Origin of the sequence: Lysobacter sp. ESA13C (genome assembly GCF_019970005.1) — a bacterium.
In the GTDB taxonomy this organism is placed as follows: Bacteria; Pseudomonadota; Gammaproteobacteria; order Xanthomonadales; family Xanthomonadaceae; genus Lysobacter; species Lysobacter antibioticus_B.
The window spans coordinates 250,599-268,188 of record NZ_JAHXYK010000003.1 but is presented as its reverse complement, the minus strand read 5'-3'; the positions used below and the strand labels follow the sequence as shown (position 1 = coordinate 268,188).

15 protein-coding genes are annotated in these 17,590 nt (G+C 65.2%); 6 read left to right on the top strand and 9 right to left on the bottom strand.

The genetic code is table 11. From position 1 onward, the window contains the following. Nucleotides 1-341: 341 nt before the first annotated feature. The 5 genes from LC490_RS07305 to sucC form a co-directional block, all read right to left on the bottom strand. On the bottom strand, nucleotides 342-1,979 hold the full coding sequence (locus LC490_RS07305; RefSeq protein ID WP_031371630.1) for an NAD+ synthase: 1,638 nt from the start codon (nucleotides 1,977-1,979) through the stop codon (nucleotides 342-344). Between the two features lie 23 nt (nucleotides 1,980-2,002). Then, complete coding sequence (locus LC490_RS07300) at nucleotides 2,003-2,299, bottom strand: type II toxin-antitoxin system RelE/ParE family toxin (protein ID WP_223619745.1); 297 nt, start codon at nucleotides 2,297-2,299, stop codon at nucleotides 2,003-2,005. Next, nucleotides 2,296-2,586: a DUF1778 domain-containing protein gene (locus LC490_RS07295; RefSeq protein ID WP_031371628.1), complete on the bottom strand. Its 291-nt coding sequence runs from the start codon at nucleotides 2,584-2,586 to the stop codon at nucleotides 2,296-2,298. Before LC490_RS07295 ends, LC490_RS07300 begins: the two co-directional genes overlap by 4 nt. A 134-nt stretch (nucleotides 2,587-2,720) precedes the next feature. Beyond that, nucleotides 2,721-3,596: a succinate--CoA ligase subunit alpha gene (gene sucD, locus LC490_RS07290; RefSeq protein WP_031371627.1), complete on the bottom strand. Its 876-nt coding sequence runs from the start codon at nucleotides 3,594-3,596 to the stop codon at nucleotides 2,721-2,723. 12 nt (nucleotides 3,597-3,608) lie between these two features. After that, nucleotides 3,609-4,775 (bottom strand): ADP-forming succinate--CoA ligase subunit beta, encoded by a 1,167-nt coding sequence (gene sucC, locus LC490_RS07285; RefSeq protein WP_223619744.1) that lies wholly within the window; start codon nucleotides 4,773-4,775, stop codon nucleotides 3,609-3,611. 251 nt (nucleotides 4,776-5,026) lie between these two features. On the opposite strand from sucC, the gene LC490_RS07280 reads away from it, so the two are divergent. From LC490_RS07280 to LC490_RS07250, 6 genes are all read left to right on the top strand, one after another. Further along, nucleotides 5,027-6,652 (top strand): ATP-binding protein, encoded by a 1,626-nt coding sequence (locus LC490_RS07280; protein WP_223619743.1) that lies wholly within the window; start codon nucleotides 5,027-5,029, stop codon nucleotides 6,650-6,652. A 99-nt stretch (nucleotides 6,653-6,751) separates the two neighbouring features. After that, nucleotides 6,752-8,158, top strand: a complete 1,407-nt coding sequence (locus LC490_RS07275) for a sigma-54 dependent transcriptional regulator (protein WP_031371624.1) — start codon at nucleotides 6,752-6,754, stop codon at nucleotides 8,156-8,158. Between the two features lie 695 nt (nucleotides 8,159-8,853). Further along, nucleotides 8,854-9,279: a pilin gene (locus LC490_RS07270; RefSeq protein WP_223619742.1), complete on the top strand. Its 426-nt coding sequence runs from the start codon at nucleotides 8,854-8,856 to the stop codon at nucleotides 9,277-9,279. 166 nt (nucleotides 9,280-9,445) lie between these two features. After that, nucleotides 9,446-9,856, top strand: a complete 411-nt coding sequence (locus tag LC490_RS07260) for a prepilin-type N-terminal cleavage/methylation domain-containing protein (RefSeq protein ID WP_305067577.1) — start codon at nucleotides 9,446-9,448, stop codon at nucleotides 9,854-9,856. Nucleotides 9,857-9,980: 124 nt separating this feature from the next. Further along, complete coding sequence (locus tag LC490_RS07255; protein ID WP_223619741.1) at nucleotides 9,981-11,876, top strand: hypothetical protein; 1,896 nt, start codon at nucleotides 9,981-9,983, stop codon at nucleotides 11,874-11,876. Nucleotides 11,877-11,980: 104 nt separating this feature from the next. Continuing rightward, nucleotides 11,981-13,888 carry a hypothetical protein gene (locus tag LC490_RS07250; protein ID WP_223619740.1) on the top strand — a complete coding sequence of 636 codons (1,908 nt, stop codon included), beginning with the start codon at nucleotides 11,981-11,983 and terminating at the stop codon, nucleotides 13,886-13,888. Nucleotides 13,889-13,932: 44 nt separating this feature from the next. Here LC490_RS07250 and LC490_RS07245 read toward each other — a convergent pair whose 3' ends face one another. From LC490_RS07245 to LC490_RS07230, 4 genes are read right to left on the bottom strand one after another with little or no spacing between them, the layout of a single operon-like run. After that, nucleotides 13,933-15,081, bottom strand: coding sequence for a glycosyltransferase (locus LC490_RS07245; RefSeq protein WP_223619739.1), 1,149 nt, complete (start codon nucleotides 15,079-15,081; stop codon nucleotides 13,933-13,935). Beyond that, complete coding sequence (locus LC490_RS07240; RefSeq protein WP_223619738.1) at nucleotides 15,078-15,935, bottom strand: hypothetical protein; 858 nt, start codon at nucleotides 15,933-15,935, stop codon at nucleotides 15,078-15,080. The genes LC490_RS07245 and LC490_RS07240 overlap by 4 nt, the downstream gene beginning before the upstream one ends. Next, nucleotides 15,925-16,626, bottom strand: coding sequence for a class I SAM-dependent methyltransferase (locus LC490_RS07235; protein ID WP_223619737.1), 702 nt, complete (start codon nucleotides 16,624-16,626; stop codon nucleotides 15,925-15,927). Before LC490_RS07235 ends, LC490_RS07240 begins: the two co-directional genes overlap by 11 nt. Beyond that, nucleotides 16,617-17,510: a glycosyltransferase family 2 protein gene (locus LC490_RS07230; RefSeq protein ID WP_223619736.1), complete on the bottom strand. Its 894-nt coding sequence runs from the start codon at nucleotides 17,508-17,510 to the stop codon at nucleotides 16,617-16,619. Before LC490_RS07230 ends, LC490_RS07235 begins: the two co-directional genes overlap by 10 nt. Nucleotides 17,511-17,590: the final 80 nt, after the last annotated feature.

Genomic DNA, 17,590 nt, shown 5'->3' with positions numbered 1-17,590 from the left:
ACGCCGCCCTCGGGCGGCGTTTTTTGTGGCGGATCGAGCCTGCCCGGGCGCCGCCGCTGCCCCTGTAGGAGCGGCGTGAGCCGCGATCACGCCGCCGCGGCAACGACGCAAACCCGGTTTCGCGCGGGGGGAACCGGGCTTCGGGTCGGGGCGCGGCATCGATCGTTTCTTGGGCGTCGCCGTTGCCCCTTGTAGGAGCGGCGTGAGCCGCGACCACGCCGCCGCGGCAACGACGCAAGCGCGGTTTCGCGCGGCGGAGGACCGGGCGTCGGGTCGGGGCGCGGTATCGATCGCTTCGGTTGCTCGCGGCTCATGCCGCTCCTGCAAGAACCCCTACGCGATCAACCGACGTAGCCGTTCGTGATCGGATAGCGACGCTCGCGGCCGAACGCCCGCCGCGAGACCTTCGGACCCGGCGCAGCCTGGTGCCGCTTCCATTCGCTGATGCGCACCAGGCGCAGCACCTTGTCGACCGTCGCCGGGTCGAAGCCGACCGCGACGATCTCGTCGCGCGACTGCTCCTGGTCGACATGACGCAGCAGGATCGCGTCGAGCACGTCATAAGGCGGCAAGGAATCCTGGTCCTTCTGGTTCTCGCGCAACTCGGCCGAGGGCGGACGATCGATCACCGCCCACGGAATCACCGGCGCGCCGGCGATCGCGTTGCGCCAGCGCGCCAGCGCGAATACCTCGGTCTTGTACAAGTCCTTGATCGGCGCGTAACCGCCGCACATGTCGCCATAGATGGTGGCGTAGCCGACCGCGTACTCGCTCTTGTTGCCGGTGGTCAGCAGCAGGCCGCCGAACTTGTTGCTCATCGCCATCAACAGCGCGCCGCGGGTGCGCGATTGCAGGTTTTCCTCGGTGACGTCGACCGCCTTGTCGGCGAACACCTCGGCCAGGGTGTCCAGATAGCCCTGGAACGGCTTTTCGATCGGCAGCGCCAACAGGCGTACGCCCTGGCTCGCGCATTGTTCGGCGGCCAGGTCGTTGGACAGATCGGCGGTGTAGCGCGAGGGCATGCGCACCGCGACTACGTTCTCGGCGCCGAGCGCATCGACCGCGACCGCCATCACCAGCGAGGAATCGATGCCGCCCGACAGCCCCAGCCAGACCTTGTCGAAGCCGTTCTTACGGCAGTAGTCGCGGGTGCCGCGCACCACCGCACGCCAGGCCAGCGAGTCGCGGCCCTCGTCCTGCTCGGCCGGCCAAGCCACCGGCACGAAGCTGCGGTCTTCGTCGCGATAGTCGGCGAGCAGCCAGTGGTCCTCGAACGCGGTCGCGGCCGGATGCACATGGCCGTTGCCGTCGGCGAGCACCGAGGCGCCATCGAACACCAGGGCGTCCTGGCCGCCGACGACGTTGAGATAGGCCAGCGCGACGCCGGTTTCCTTGGCCCGCACCTCCAGCAATGCATCGCGCTGGGCGTGCTTGTCGCGCTCGAACGGCGAGGCGTTCGGCACCAGCACCAGACTGGCGCCGGCGGCCGCGGTCGCGGCGAGCGGCTCGGCGAACCACAGGTCTTCGCAGATCACCAGGCCGACCGCGACGCCCTCGACCTCGAACACGCAGGCCTCGCCGTCGGGATCGACGTCGAAGTAGCGGCGCTCGTCGAACACCGCGTAATTCGGCAGCTCGCGCTTGCGATACGTGGTTTCGATGCGCCCGTCGCGCAGCACGCTGGCGGCGTTATAGACCACCGCGCCGGCTGCCTGCGGCCAGCCGACGACGGCGACGATGCCGCGCGCGGCCTGGGCGATCCGCTCCAGCGCACCCTCGCATTCGGCGAGGAAACTCGGCCGCAGCAGCAGGTCTTCCGGCGGATAGCCGCTGACCGCGAGCTCGGGAAACAGCACCACGTCGGCGCCGTGCCGGTCGCGGGCCTCGACGATCATCGCCGCGATGCGTTCGGCGTTCTTTTCGACCGCACCGACCGGGAAGTCGAACTGGGCCAGGGCGATGCGCAGGGTCTTGGACATGCGGCGATTCTCGTAACGACCAGTCAGTCGTGGGTGTAGCCAGCCTCGCGCTGGGCGCGAATGGCGATGATTAAAACGGTATCGAACTCGCCGAGGTAGCGATACAGAGCGACGTATCCCTGCGCGTCGCGTCCGATGACCAGTTCGCGCAGATCCTGCTCGAGCACACGCCCGATCAGAGGATTGTCGGCCAATACGTCGATGGCGTGCAGGATGCCCTCGATGCGCGGTTCGCGCTGGGCGACCTCGTGCCGGTCCAGATGATCGAGAATCCGAGCGAAGTCCTCCGCCGAGCCGGGCGAGAGGACGATTCGGGTCACGATTCGCGCCCGAAGGTCTTCTTGGCCGGCGTTACCGGACTTTCGCCGCGTGCGCGGCGCGAGAGGTATTCACGCATATCGCCCCAGGCGATCACCTGGCCTTCCGCAACGAAACTCTGCCAACGACGCTCGGCTTCGCCGATGAAGTCGCGCCGACGTTCGGCTTCGTCGACCTTCTCCTCGAGCGCTCCGAGGATGAAGCCATGCGGCGTGGTGCCGCTGCGCTCGGCGGCGCGGGCGATGCGCGCCTTGAGTTCTTCGGTCAAGCGGATGGTGGTCGTGGACATGGGCGTCTGCACCGGAGGAGAGGTGGCGAGGACCAATGTAGCACATCGGTGCTACATACAAAAAAGCCGCCCTAAGGCGGCTTTTTCGCGTTCCGACCGCCGAGACGGACTCGTCTGCCGGCCTGCCTGACCGATTACTTGGCCAGGCGCTTGGCGATCGCCGCGCCGAGGTCGCCCGGCGACTTCACCGTGGTGACGCCGGCCTTTTCCATCGCCGCGAACTTGCCTTCGGCCGTGCCCGAACCGCCCGAGGCGATCGCACCGGCGTGGCCCATGCGCTTGCCCTTCGGCGCCGAGGCGCCGGCGATGAAGCCGACCACCGGCTTGGTCACGTACTGGGCGATGAACTCGGCCGCTTCTTCCTCGGCCGAACCGCCGATCTCGCCGACCATGATGATGCCTTCGGTCTGCGGGTCGTCCTGGAACCACTTCAGCGCGTCGATGAAGTTGGTGCCGTTGATCGGGTCGCCGCCGATGCCGATGCAGGTCGACTGGCCCAGGCCCACGTCGGTGGTCTGCTTGACCGCTTCATAGGTCAGCGTGCCCGAACGCGAGACGATGCCGATCTTGCCCGGCTTGTGGATGTGGCCCGGCATGATGCCGATCTTGCACTCGCCCGGGGTGATGACGCCGGGGCAGTTCGGACCGACCAGGACCACGTCGTCGAAACCGTTGAGCGTGTTCTTGACGCGCAGCATGTCGAGCACCGGAATGCCTTCGGTGATGCACACGATGACCTTGATGCCGGCAGCGGCCGCTTCCAGGATCGCGTCGGCCGCGAACGGCGGCGGCACGTAGATGACCGAGGCGTCGGCGCCGGTTTCATTGACCGCGTCGCGCACGGTGTTGAAAACCGGCAGGCCGAGGTGCTGAGTGCCGCCCTTGCCCGGGGTCACGCCACCGACGACCTTGGTGCCGTACTCGAGCATCTGTTCGGCGTGGAAGGTGCCCTGCGAGCCGGTGAAGCCCTGCACGATCACTTTCGTGTTCTTGTTGATCAAAACGGACATGTCATTAGCCCCTTACTTGCCAGCGACGGCGGCAACCGCCTTCTTCGCGCCATCGTTGATGTTGTCGGCCGGGGTAATGGCCAGACCCGAGTTCTTCAGCAGTTCCTTGCCGGCTTCCACGTTGGTGCCTTCGAGGCGCACGATCACCGGCACCTTGACGTCGACTTCCTTGACCGCGGCGATGATGCCCTCGGCGATCATGTCGCAGCGGACGATGCCGCCGAAGATGTTGACGAAGATCGCCTCGACCTTGTCCGAGCTGAGAATCAGCTTGAAGGCCTCGGTCACGCGCTCCTTGGTGGCGCCGCCGCCGACGTCGAGGAAGTTGGCCGGCGAACCGCCTTCCAACTGGATCACGTCCATGGTCGCCATCGCCAGACCGGCGCCGTTGACCATGCAACCGATGTTGCCGTCCATGGTGACGTAGTTGAGGTCGTGCTGGCTGGCCAGCACCTCGGTCTCGTCTTCCTGGCGGATATCGCGCATCGCGGCGAGATCCTTGTGGCGGAAGGTCGCGTTGTCGTCGCTGTTGACCTTGCCGTCGAGCACGGCGAGATTGCCGTTGGTAAGAATCGCCAGCGGGTTGAGTTCGACCAGCGCCAGGTCCTTCTCGTTGAACAGCTTGTACAGGCCCAGCATGATCGTGGTCAGCTGGCCGGCCTGCTTGGCGGTGAGGCCGAGGTCGAAGGCGAGCTCACGGCACTGGTAGGCCTGCAGGCCCTGCACGTAGTTGACGTGCACGGTCTTGATCGCGTCCGGGGTTTCCTCCGCGACCTTCTCGATGTCCACGCCGCCTTCGGCCGAAGCGATGAAGGTGACCGACTGGGTCGAGCGATCGACCAAGATCGACAAGTACAGTTCCTTGTCGATGTCGGTGCCTTCGGAGATCAGCACCGAATCGATCGGCAGAGCGACGCCGGCCGACTGGTAGGTCTCCATCTTGGTGCCGAGCATGGCCTGGGCGTACTGCTTCACTTCGTCGAAGTTCTTCGCCAGCTTGACGCCGCCGGCCTTGCCGCGGCCGCCTGCGTGGATCTGGGCCTTGACCACCCAAAGATCGCCCGGAATGGCCTTGGCGGCCGCAACGGCCTCATCGGGAGTGCGCGCAACGCGCCCGGCCGGCACTGCGATGCCGTAGTCGGCAAACAGCTGCTTTGCCTGATATTCGTGAAAATTCATGCGTCACCGAGGGGAGTGAAAGACGTCCCGCAGGTGCATGCGGCCGGAAGCCGGAGCACGCGCGAGGGGGCCGCATTGTCGCCGATCGGGGCGGGCCGAAGCAAAACCCGCCATTCCGGCCGCCCAGGCCGGCCTGAGCGTCCCCCACCCCCTTCCCGCCCGGTTCGGCCCCAGCCGCGCAATCGGCGCAGGCCGAGACAAGCCAGTCGCCCTATACTGATCGACACTCCGCCCGCGCAGGGAAAACCCGCTTGCCGTCAGGTCTCGCCCCCGTCAGTCCGGCCGATGCCGACCTCGCGCTGCGCCGCGAACTCTATTTCTTCACCCTGTACCGCCTGCTCGAAGCCGCTTTGCTGGTGTTCTTCCTGTTCGGCCCGGTCGCGGACCTGATCGGAGCGCCGCGCCACGACCTGTTCGCTCGCTCGCTGGCCCTGGCCTATCTGTTCATCGCCAGCCTGCTGTTCCTGTTCAGCCGTCGCGGCGAGCTGCGCAGCCAGGTCTTCGCCGGCATCGCCAGCGACCTGTTTTTCGGCATCCTTGCGATCCACGCCCTGCCGCGCGCCGGCACCGGCATCGCCCTGATGCTGATGTTCAACGTCGGCGCCGCGGCCCTGTTGCTGCGCGCCCGCTACGGCATCGGCGCCGCGGTCGTGGCCTGCATCGGCCTGATCGGCGAATGGATCTGGAACGAGATCGGCGGCGAAAGCCTCGGCCGGACCGTCGCCGAGCCGATCATGTTCGCCCTGGGCTACCTCTCGATCGCCCTGCTGACCAACGCCCTCGGCCGGCAGATGCGCGAAACCCAGGACCTGGCCGAGCGCCGCGGCGCCGAGGCCGCCAACTACGCCGAGATCAACGAACTCATCATCCGCCGCATGCGCACCGGCGTGCTGCTGGTCGACGGCGAAGGCCGTCTGCGCCTGGCCAACGAGGCGGCCATGCTGCTGCTCGGCGACTCCGGCGAATACGACGGCCAGCGCCACGGCCATCGCGTGCTGGCGATCGCCTCGCCGGAACTGGCGCGCCGCCTGAGCCGCTGGCGCACCGAAGGCCGGCCCGACGAAAGCCCGCTGCAGCTCGCCCCGGACCTGCCCGAGGTGGTGCCGCGCTTCACCCGCCTGCTCGCCGGCAGCGACCAGACCCTGATCTTCCTCGACGACACCTCGCTGGTGTCGCGCCATGCCGAGTCGATCACCCTCGCCGCGCTCGGCCGCTTCTCGGCCAGCCTCGCCCACGAGATCCGCAACCCGCTCGCCGCGATCAACTACGCCGTGCAGTTGCTGGAGGAATCTCACGACATCGCCATCTCCGACCGCCGCCTGCTCGAAATCGTGCGCCAGCAGGGTTCGCGCATGAACGGCATCGTCGAGAACGTCCTCGGCATGGCGCGGCGCGAGCCGGCCAAGCCCGAGCATGTCGAGCTGATGGGGTTCGTGCGCCAGTTCGTCGACGAATACCGCTCCAGCCACCCGATCGAACAGGACACGCTGCGCGCGACCGGTCCGCGCAGCCAGGTCGAAGCCCTGGTCGACCCGAGGCAGTTGCACCAGGCCCTGACCGTGCTGGTGCACAACGCCCTGACCTACGGCCGCATTCCCGGCCAGCCGGCGCGGGTCACCGTGCACGTGTATTTCGATGAAGTCGGCCTGCCGGCGATCGACGTGCTCGACCGCGGCCCCGGCATTCCCGAGTCGGTCGCCGAACGCCTGTTCCGCCCGTTCTTCACCACCTCCAGCCACGGCACCGGCCTCGGCCTGTACATCGCACGCGAGCTTTGCCGGGCGAACCAGGCCTCGCTCGACTTCGTGCCGGTGCCCGGCGGCGGCGGCTGTTTCCGCATCCGGCTCGCCGGAGCGAGCGCGTTGTCCCTGGTCTGAGCCATACTTGCGTGAGCGGATTCCCGGTCTGGGATTCCCGATCATGTGCGTCTTGGCCGCGACGGCCTCGTTAAGCTATCGTGGGCGGTGGAGGGCGCAATGGCAGAAACTCGTAGTGCATTGGTGGTCGATGACGAGCGCGATATTCGCGAGCTCCTCGTCATGACCTTGGGCCGCATGGGCCTGCGTTGCGATACCGCATCGGGCCTCGGCGAGGCGCGCAGCCAACTGCTGCGCAATCGTTACGACCTGTGCCTGACCGACATGCGCCTGCCCGACGGCTCGGGCATGGACCTGATCGCCGAGATCAGCCAGAAATACCCCAACACCCCGGTCGCGATGATCACCGCCTTCGGCAACGTCGAAGCCGCGGTCGACGCGCTCAAGGCCGGCGCCTTCGATTTCGTCGCAAAGCCGGTCGACCTGGCGGTGTTGCGCGATCTCGTGCGCCACGCCCTCGAACTCAACGACACCCGCCGCAGCGCCAGCGAAGCGGTCGGTTCGCGCCTGTACGGCGAATCGCCGGCGATGATCAAACTGCGCCAGACCATCGGCAAGGTCGCCCGCAGCCAGGCCCCGGTGTATATCGCCGGCGAGTCCGGCGTCGGCAAGGAACTGGTCGCGCGCACCATCCATTCCGAAGGCGGCCGCGCCGACGGCCCGTTCGTTCCGGTCAACTGCGGCGCGATTCCCGCCGAGCTGATGGAGAGCGAATTCTTCGGCCACAAGAAGGGCAGCTTCACCGGCGCCCACGTCGACAAACCCGGCCTGTTCCAGGCCGCCGACGGCGGCACCTTGTTCCTGGACGAAGTCGCCGAGCTGCCGCTGCCGATGCAGGTCAAGCTGCTGCGCGCGATCCAGGAAAAATCCATTCGTCCGGTCGGCGCCCAGGCCGAGCTCGTCGTCGACGTGCGCATCCTGTCGGCGACCCACAAGGACCTGGCCGCGCTCGTCGCCGAAGGCCGCTTCCGCCAAGACTTGTACTACCGCATCAACGTGATCGAGCTGCGCGTGCCGCCGTTGCGCGAACGCCTCGACGACCTGCCCGGCCTGGCCGCGAAGATCCTGCACCGGCTCGCCGGTAGCCAGGGCCGTCCGGTGCCGCGCCTCGGCGAGGATGCCCAGGAAGCGCTGCGCGCCTACGGCTTCCCTGGCAACGTGCGCGAGCTCGAGAACATTCTTGAGCGCGCGCTCGCCCTGGCCGAAGGCGAAGTCCTCAACGCCAGCGACCTGCGCCTGCCGCGCCTGGCCACCCAGGCCCCTCTGAGCGAACTGCAGAACGCAGGCGCAGCGCCGCAGCAAGCGGCCGGCGCCGTCGACCCGCGCACCCTCAACCCGCGCGACACCGCGACCAGCGCCCTGCCCTCTTATATAGAAGAAATCGAGCGCGCCGCGATCCAGCAGGCCCTGCAGGAAAACCGCTACAACAAGACCCGCACCGCAGCCGCCCTCGGCATCACCTTCCGCGCGCTGCGCTACAAGCTCAAGAAACTCGGGATCGACTGATCCGCGAATGCTCGGCCGAACGACGTTCCCGTTCGGTCGAGTCTGCCGCACCATCGACAGCACCGTCGCGAACGCAACGCGGCCGACGCACCTGCCGCGTCGTCGGCTATCGATGGTCCGCAACAGATTCCTCGGTTATCGGGCACGCGGCTTTCGGCGCGCCCCAGCGACGCGACTCGCCTCCTCGTCGAAACGAAGCCTTATCGCCGCTCGCGCAGACGCAGCCGAAGCGCCTCGCCCATCCATGCCGCGCCACGCGTGTACGCACCGGACATCTACATGCACACGGCGACCGCTACCGCTCGCTGCTGGACGCGGCCGCCGCCCCGAACCAGGCCGTTGCGGGCACCGCGAAACGCACCGCCGATTCGCTTTTCCTGCTCATCTGCCGTGGCTCCGGCACCGGCCAAGCCTTGCGTGACGGGCGCCTCAGTTCCGGCCGATCAATGTGCAACATGACGCATTAGGTCACCACCACAGCCCTCCGACTGACCTTTTGCGTCACCCCAACCGACGCCTCGAACTCGCTTTACGTGACCTGACTATCACTTTCGATCCCCCGGTTCATAACTACGGAGGTTGGCATGGGATGTGCGTATTCCTTTATGCACGTGCGGCACGCACGGCTGCCGAAGGACCGAGCAATCGAGCCTGCAGGCACGTGAAGCAACTCAATCACTCCTAGGGGAAATACCATGAAGAAGCAGCAAGGCTTTACCCTCATCGAACTGATGATCGTCATCGCCATCCTCGGCATCCTGATCGCCATCGCTCTGCCGGCGTACCAGGACTACACCGTCCGCACCAAGAACGCCGAGTGCCTGAACGTCTCCGCCGCCGCCAAGCTGGCCGTGTCGGAAACCGCTCAGGATCGCGGTTCGCTGGCCGCCATCACGGCCACCAACACCGGTTACAGCTTCCTCGCCAGCAGCTACTGCGCCAGCGTCGCAATCACCGCCGGCACCGGCGTGATCACGGCCACCACCCAGGCCACCGGCGCGAACCAGCTCGCCACCTTCGTGCTGACCCCGGTCATGGAATCGGGCCGCATCGAGTGGACCTGCACCGAAAGCGCCGGCGCCAAGGAATCGCAGATTCCGGCCGAATGCCGCGCTGACTAATAGCGGTTTCTGCTTCAAGGCTTCACAAAGAAACCCCGGTCCGCCGGGGTTTCTTCTAGCTACCATGCAATGACCCGCCCCATTGCTTAAAGCTCAACCGGATCACCCCCCTGACGATCCGACCGTAATCACGGCTTCAACCGCACCAGATCCCAGGGGTTCCATTATGAAACGTCAACGCGGCTTCACCTTGATCGAACTGATGATCGTCATCGCGATCCTCGGCATCCTGATCTCCATCGCCCTTCCGGCGTACCTGGATTACGTCGCGCGGACCAAGAACGCCGAATGCCTCAATGTCGCTGCGTCGGCCAAGCTTTCGGTGTCCGAGACGGCGCAGGACAGAGGTTCGTTGAGCCTCGTAACCGCCACCAACACCGGCTACAGCTTTGTCGCATCCAGCTATTGCGCCACCGTGGAAGTCGGAGCCAACGGCGTGATCACCGCAACCACCACCAATGTAAGAACACCGATCACTTATACGCTGACGCCTAGCTCCGACGGCGGCAGACTCGAATGGGATTGCAGCGTACCCAGCGATACCAACCTGACTTTGGTGCCTGCCGAGTGCCGCTAAACGCTGTCTGCAACGAACTAAAGTTCGCGACTCAGACGGCATAAGCTGCGGTTTTCAAGCACAGGTACAGACCCAAGTGTTGCGGGTATAGTCCGCCTCACATATTTCCGGTAGGACAGGCTCCATGCAGGCCCGCATTTTGCTTTGCGTCGCGATGGCGCTCACCGCATTCGTTTACTGGACGGGCCTTTCCGGCCCGTTCTTGTTTGACGACCTTCCCAATCTCAACCCCATTCAAAGCTGGCTGGCGGGCGACGCGACCTGGCAGTCGGTGGTGTTCGGCAACGCTTCGGGCATGCTCGGCCGTCCGCTGTCGATGGCAAGCTTTCTGCTCAGTGCCGAACTGAGCGGCCATACCCCCTACGCCTACAAGCTAGGCAATCTGGTCATCCATCTGATTTGCGGACTCCTGGGATGGCAGGTCATCCGACGACTGCTGCACGAGGATCCGCGCATGTCCGCGCATGCCGACCTGCTGGCCAGCATCGTCGTCGGCCTTTGGTTGCTGCACCCGATCAACGTAAGCACCGTGCTGTACTCGGTGCAGCGCATGGCTCAATTGAGCACGCTGTTCGTACTCGCCTCGCTTTGGGCGTATCTGATCGCCCGTCGACAGCTCAACGAAGGCAAGACCCGCAAGGCCGTCTTCAGCTTATTCGCGCTGTTCCCAATGCTCGTGTTCGCCGGACTGATGAGCAAAGAGAATGCGGCCGTAGCCCCCGCTCTCTGCCTCGTCATCGAACTGGCCTATTTCTCCTCCAACGGCACGCGCAACCGGATCCTCAAAACGTTCTTCGGCTTGGCACTCGTACTGCCTGCCATCGCCATCGCCGGCGTCCTGCTGATAAATCCCGATCGTCTACTGGTGAACTATGCGGAGCGCGACTTCACGCTGATCGAGCGACTGCTGTCGCAAACCCGCATCCTGATGGACTACATCGGCACGGTACTCATCCCCAGAACCCCGCTGCTAGGCCTGTACACCGACGATTTCCAGCCCTCGACCGGCCTGCTCTCTCCAGCGACGACCCTAGCCTCATTAGCCGCACTGCTGGCTATCAGCGCGGGCGCGATTGCATTGCGTAAGCGCGCCCCGAGCGTCTTCGCCGGCTGGTTCTTTTTCCTCGTTGCTCACGGCGTAGAGTCGAGCATCCTCCCCTTGGAACTGTATTTCGAGCATCGTAACTACCTGCCCTCGATCGGCCTGCTATTGGCCGTCGTTGGATTAGCGATACTGTTGCTGAAAGAGCTGCCGACCAATGTATTGACCCCCAGACAGCTCGGGTTTCTCGCAGCCGGCGGATTCGCTCTGTCGTTCGCCTTCGCCACGAACGGACGCGCACATGTCTGGCAAGCCGAGGACACCATCCTCGAGCAAGGGCTTAAACACCATCCCGATTCGATGCGCGCCCAGTTGCTGAGGGCTACCATTTCGATGCGCCAAGGCAATACTCAAGGCTCTTACGATGCCTTCGCCGACCTGCTTTCGAGCAAGAATCCCCGTAACCGGGTCGTCGGACGGCTGAGCTGGATCACCCTGGACTGCATCCGCGGAATGGACGTGCCGCCGCAGGATCTGCAACGCGCCCTGGCCGAAGCGCGTCCCAATCTGACCATGTCGGAAGTGCCGGCGCTACGTTTGCTTGCGCGCGTGAGCAAAGAGCAGGGATGCGGCCGCCTGACGAATTCGGTCATCGCCGACGGCATGGCTTTCATGATCCAACGGGCTTCCGCCCAGCCGGAGAAGTCGCGCTCGAAGTGGCTGACTCGTTTCTTGGCCGCGGAAATGTTCCTGCACGCAGGTCGCCTGCCTGAAGCACAAAAGCAGGCCGAGGAAGCTTGGAAAGCCAGCGGCGATCTTCCGGTCGGAACCTTGCTTTCGCAGATCTACGCCATGCGCGGCCTGCGCTCCGAAGCCGAAACTCTGGTGCTCGCCCTCGATCGCAGGATGAAACCTTACGACACGGCCGGGCGTGTGGAGCTCGGTAAAACACGCGCACTGCTGCAGCAGCATAAATAGCCGAGCACGCTCGAGGCCGGGCTCCGCATCGTATTCGTGGAGCCCTCCAGAGAACATTCGCAGCAACTTTTCAGCGGCAAGGCCACTCAGTGCTCAAAATCGCAATGCAAACCAAACACTGGGTCATTGCGAGCCTGATCGTTACGGTCATCGTGTACTGGGCAGGACTCGATGGCCCCTTCCTTCTCGACGACTTGGCCAATCTGGCGCCCGTCCAGCAATGGGCGCATGGCCGCATCCCCTGGCACGAAGCTGTATTCGGCAATTATTCGGGAGCGCTCGGCCGGCCGGTATCCATGGCGAGCTTCCTGCTGACCGCGGGGCCTCTCGGCAATCATCCCTTCACGTTCAAACTCGGAAATCTGATCGCGCACCTGGCTTGCGGCTGGCTTGCCTGGCAGGTCTTGCGCCGAGTTTTGGTACATGACCCTCATCTGCATAATCGCGCGGACGCTATTTCGGCATTGATCGTGTGCGTGTGGCTGCTGCATCCGATGCAGGTGAGCACCGTCTTGTACGCGGTGCAACGCATGGCGCAGCTCAGCGCCTTATTCACCCTCGCTTCGATCCTGGTCTATCTGGATGCACGACAGCGCCTGGCGTCCAACGACGGCAAAGGCGCTGCATGGAAGCTATTCTTCTGGTTTCCGCTGTTGTTCGCCGCGGGGCTCCTGAGCAAGGAAAACGCAGCGGTCACTCCAGTTTTATGCGCTGTGCTGGAGCTGGCCTACTACCGCCGAAACGCCGGCGACAAGCGCATTCTCAGCCTGTTCTACGGCTTGTTTCTGGCGCTGCCGGCAGCCTTCGCGGTTACTGTGTTCATCCTGTCGCCGGAGCGGCCCTTGGGCGGCTATGCCGTACTGGATTTCGGTCCTTACCAGAGACTGTTGAGCCAGGCACGAGTACTCACGGACTACATAGGCCAACTAGTCCTGCCGCGCAGTGACGAGATGGGGCTGTACACCGACGACTTCAAAGTATCGACCGGTCTGTTCTCGCCTTATTCCACCGCGATATCCATGGCTTTCTTGGCGGCGATAACCATCGTTGCGATCGCCTTGCGCAAACGCTGGCCGAGCCTGTTTGCCGGATGGTTCTTCTTCCTCGTGGCTCACAGTATCGAGTCGAGCATCCTGCCGCTTGAGCTGTACTACGAGCACCGTAACTATCTGCCGTCGATAGGCCTGGGCCTGGCGGTGATCGGCACGATCGCCGCGATGCTGAAAGGCGATCGAATCACCAACCAGGCCGCGATCGTCGCCGTCGTCATCGCGCTCGGCACGCTGTCCTGGCTGACCTTGCAGCGCGCGCTGATCTGGCGCGACAAAGACGCTATCGTCGATCTCGCCCTCATACACCACCCAGAATCGCTACGGGCCAGACAGACCAAGGCGATGCGCGAACTCAACGCTCGCGCATTCGGCCATAGCATGGAGGTCTTGCGCCCGATCGCCGAGGGCGTCCGACCGCGCGAGCGGCTGCAGGCCCGTATCGATCTCGCCTCGATACGTTGCTTCGCCGCACTCGGTGTGCCCGCAGACTATTTCGACCGAGTCATGGCCGACGCGCGCGCCAAGATCACAGTCGGCGAGGTCCAGGCGTTCGACGTTCTCGTACAGGCCAGCCGTAACGGACGCTGCGGCGCATTGACCGAGGAAGCAATCATCGCGGCAATGCAGCAACAACTGCAGGCCGCACGTACCCAGCCCGAAAGCGCGCTGCCGAAACAGCAGTTTCGCGTCCTGACTGCAATCATTGCGGCCCGCGCGGGCCGCTGGGCGCTGGCCGCGACACAAACGCAAATCGTCTGGCGATCGAATGCCTCGGCCGACACCGGACTGTTACTGGCGCGCGCACGCGTAGGACTCGGCGACTTCGTCGGCGCAAAGTCGGCCCTGAGCTCCGCCGAACGGCTGATCGATCCAAGCCACCGCTCCGAACGCCGCCAAGCCGACGAAATACGCGTGTTGATCGAAACCGGCATCGCGGCTCCGGCCACTGCCGGAGACTGACGTAGGCCACCGAATGGCTCAGTTCCGGACACTCGCGTAGTTGCTTAGATATCTAGCGTTTCCCACGCCCGAACCACCGCTGCGCCGCTCAACCAGGAATCGAAGTAGCCCGAGGCCGCATGCGCGAGCTCGGTTCGGCGCTGCGGGTCGTCGGCCAATGCGATCAACGCATCGGCCAATGCATCCGCATCGTCGGGCGCCACCGATTCGATAGGCGGAACCGGCGTGTTTGCTGGCAACGACATAGCCGCCTGGCTGACGACTGCACGACCGCTCGCCAGGTACATGTAGAGCTTGAACGGCAATACCCGCGATGCCTTGCCGTGTCCGCCGAAAACACCGAGGCAGATATCCGCCGCTGCGATTTCCTGCGCTACGCGATCCAGCGGCTGCCATTCGCGGATCCAAATCACCTGGTCGGGATCGTGACGCTGCACGAACTCGCTCAACCGCTCGCCGAGCTGGCCGTCGCCGACGAAGCGGAAACGGAAACGATCCCTCTGCGCAGGCGCGTCCAAGAGCCGCTGCACGGCATCAAGGATCGTCGGCACTCCATGCAGCGGAATCAACGTACCGACGAACAGCACGTTCAATGCCGGTGTCTGCGGTGCGTATGCGGGCGCAATGCGGAACGGTGCCGCATCGATCGCCAGAGGCAACGAGCGCACCCGCTTCGGGTCGAGACCGAAGTCTTCGATCAGGCGATCGCGGTTGGCCTCGGTATCGGCCAACACCTGCGCCGCCGCGCGCAGGGCGCGCGCCTCGGTGCGCTTGATCCAACGCGACGCCGCCGAATCGCCGCCATTACCGGCACGGTCGCGGAACATCGAATCCCATACCGAGATATACGCATCAGCGATGCAATGCGGCCGCCGCGAGTTGGGCAGCCAGGACAGCAGCCACAGGAAGAACACACTCGGATATGGCACGTAGATCCGGCTTTGCGGCGTCGCCGCGCGCAGAATCCTTACCAGACTCAGCAAATTACCCAACCCCAGTCGCGCCAGCGCCAGCAACTGCCGGTGCGGCGGCAGGCGACTGAGCTTCCACAGGTGCAGGTCCGGCGGCAGGGCATGGCCAAGGTCGCGGATCCGATACTCGCCTTGCTCAGCGAGCAGACGTATCGTCTGCTCGGCATTGGGGTAGCCCTCACCCGAAGCGCGCAGGCCCGCGACGATCAGTTCCGCGCTCACGACGCCTCGCTCCGCGGCCGCAGCATCCAGTGGCCGATCAACGAGGCCAGCGCTTCCGCAGCCAGGATCAATCCACGTGCTGCGACCACCCCGGCCAACACTGCCTCCGCGGCGTCCTGGCCGGACCAGGCCGCAATGATCGATTCGCGCACGCCCAGGCCGCCGGGCACCAGCACCGCCAGGACGCCGGCAACGGTACCGGCGAACAGCGCCTGCACGAAACGCAAGGGTTCGGACGGCTCGACCAAAGTCAGATAAGCCCCCGCATACGGCAACATCGCCACCGCATAGCAGGCCAGCGCGGCCAGCCAATACATCGGCCGCAGCACCGCACGTCGGCGCAACCACCATGCGCCACCGAGCAACAGTCCGACGCCTGCCAGCGCCAGGCCCAAGGCGAGCGGGCGCCACGCCGCTTCAGTCGCCGCATGGGCGAGCACCGCGATCGCCACGCACAAAGCCAGCGACAGCGCTTGCTCGAACAGCCCGACCCAGGCGGTGGCACGCGCCGAAACGCCATGCCGGGACAACATCAATCCGCGTCCCAGGACATGACCGATACCGACCGGAACGTACTTGACCAACAGGGTCGCGAGCCACGCACCCGCCAGCACTCGCGCAGACGGCGTCGCCGACAAGGCTCGGTTGGCGAAAGCGAAGCCACCGGCATTAAGCCCCAGCCCCAGCGCGAACAAGCCGAACGCCAGCGCCAGCCTGGCCGGCGACAAGTGCAGGATCGCCTCGGCGAACCGTCCACCGTGCACGCCGAGGTAACGAACGCAGAAGTAAAGCGCGAGCGCCGCCAGCGCATAAGCCGCGGCCAACCGCCACCACCCGCGTCGCTCAACCGCCATGGTCGGCGTTGGCCCGGGTCCAGCGATGCAGATATTGGAAGGTCACGAAGCCGCGGAACGGCCAGAAGTCGAGCGGTTTGGCCAGCACCAAGCTCCAGGCACGCGACTCCAACAGGCGCACATTGCGCCGTTCGGCGCGCAGTTCCAGCCCGGCTTGCTCGCCTAGACGCAGAATGTCGCGACGAGCGAAGAAGCGCAGGTGGGTGCGATCGTGGATGCCGCGTTCGCGCGCCGGCCAGGTACCGAGCAGACCGAGCGCGATGAACGTGGACAGATGGCGCACGTTAGGCAAGCTGGTCACCAGGCAACCGCCCGGGGCCAATCGCTGCGCCAGCGCGCGCAACACAGGCAGCGGCTCGGCCACGTGCTCGAGCACGTCGGCGCAGACGATCGCATCGAACGGCGCTTGTGCGGCCAGGCGCTCCAATACCGCAGGGTCGTCGATCCGGCCGACGATCAGTTCGTCCAACTGCTCGCGTGCATGCTCGGCCAGTTCCGCCATCGGCTCGACCCCGACCACGCGCGCGTCCGCGCAGCGCTCGCGGACCAGGGCCGCGGTCATGCCCGCACCGCAGCCGACATCGAGCACCCGGCTCAACCCCGCCTGCGGCAATAGTCGGACGACATCGGGCCGTGCGCCGGAGTAACCGCGGAACCGTCCGCGCAGTCCTGCGCGCTCTGCTAGCGCCATTCAGGGTTCTCGTCCGGGTCGATCGCTGCGTCCCGGCCATGGAGGTACGTCAAGCCGGTGATCTGCTCGGATACCAGGCCGATCAGAAAGACGATTACCGATGCGCTCAACAACAATGCGCTCATGTTCGTGAAGCGCCCCTGGGTCGCAAAGGTCCAGGCGTAATGGCCCAACCCCAACGTCGCGAAACCGATCGCCGTAGGTGCGAAAAGCTTGAGCGGCGAGTACAGCGTGGCGATCTTGAAGATGATCAGCAGGAAGCGGATGCCGTCGCGCAGCGGACGGATATGGCTCTGGGTCCCGACCCGGCGCGCAACTTCGATCGGCACGTAGGTCACGGGATAAGCGCTGCGGAAGAACGCCATCGTACTGGTCGTCGGATAACTGAAGCCGTTCGGCAGCAGATGCAGGAACTCGCGGAACTTGGCGGCGCGCACGGCCCGGAAGCCGGAGGTCAGGTCTTGGACCTTATGCCCGGTCATCCAACTGGCCAGGCGGTTGTACAACGCGTTCGCCGCGCCCCGGCCGACGCTGGCCTGGCCGCCGGAATGGCGCGCCCCCACGGCCATGTCGTAGCCCGCCTCCAGGCGTTCCAACAACGACTGGATTTGGGCCGGATCGTGCTGGCCGTCGGCGTCCATGAAGACGATGACCTCGCCCTTGGCGGCACGGGCACCGCGCTTGATAGCGGCCCCGTTGCCCATCGAATACGGCGACGACAGCACCTTGGCGCCCAAACCGGCGGCCACCGCGGCGGTGTCGTCGGTGGAGCCGTCGTCGACCACGATGATCTCGGCCCCAGGCAGGGCCTGGCGCAAGGCGGGCAAGGTGCCACGAAGGCCTTCCGACTCGTTTTTGGCCGGCAAAACTACAGATACGTGCATGTTGTCTCCCCAAGGGTGCAGGATAGCCTGTCCGCCCTGGGGCTAGAACCGCCCGACTCCAGAAAAGCGACAGCGGTCAG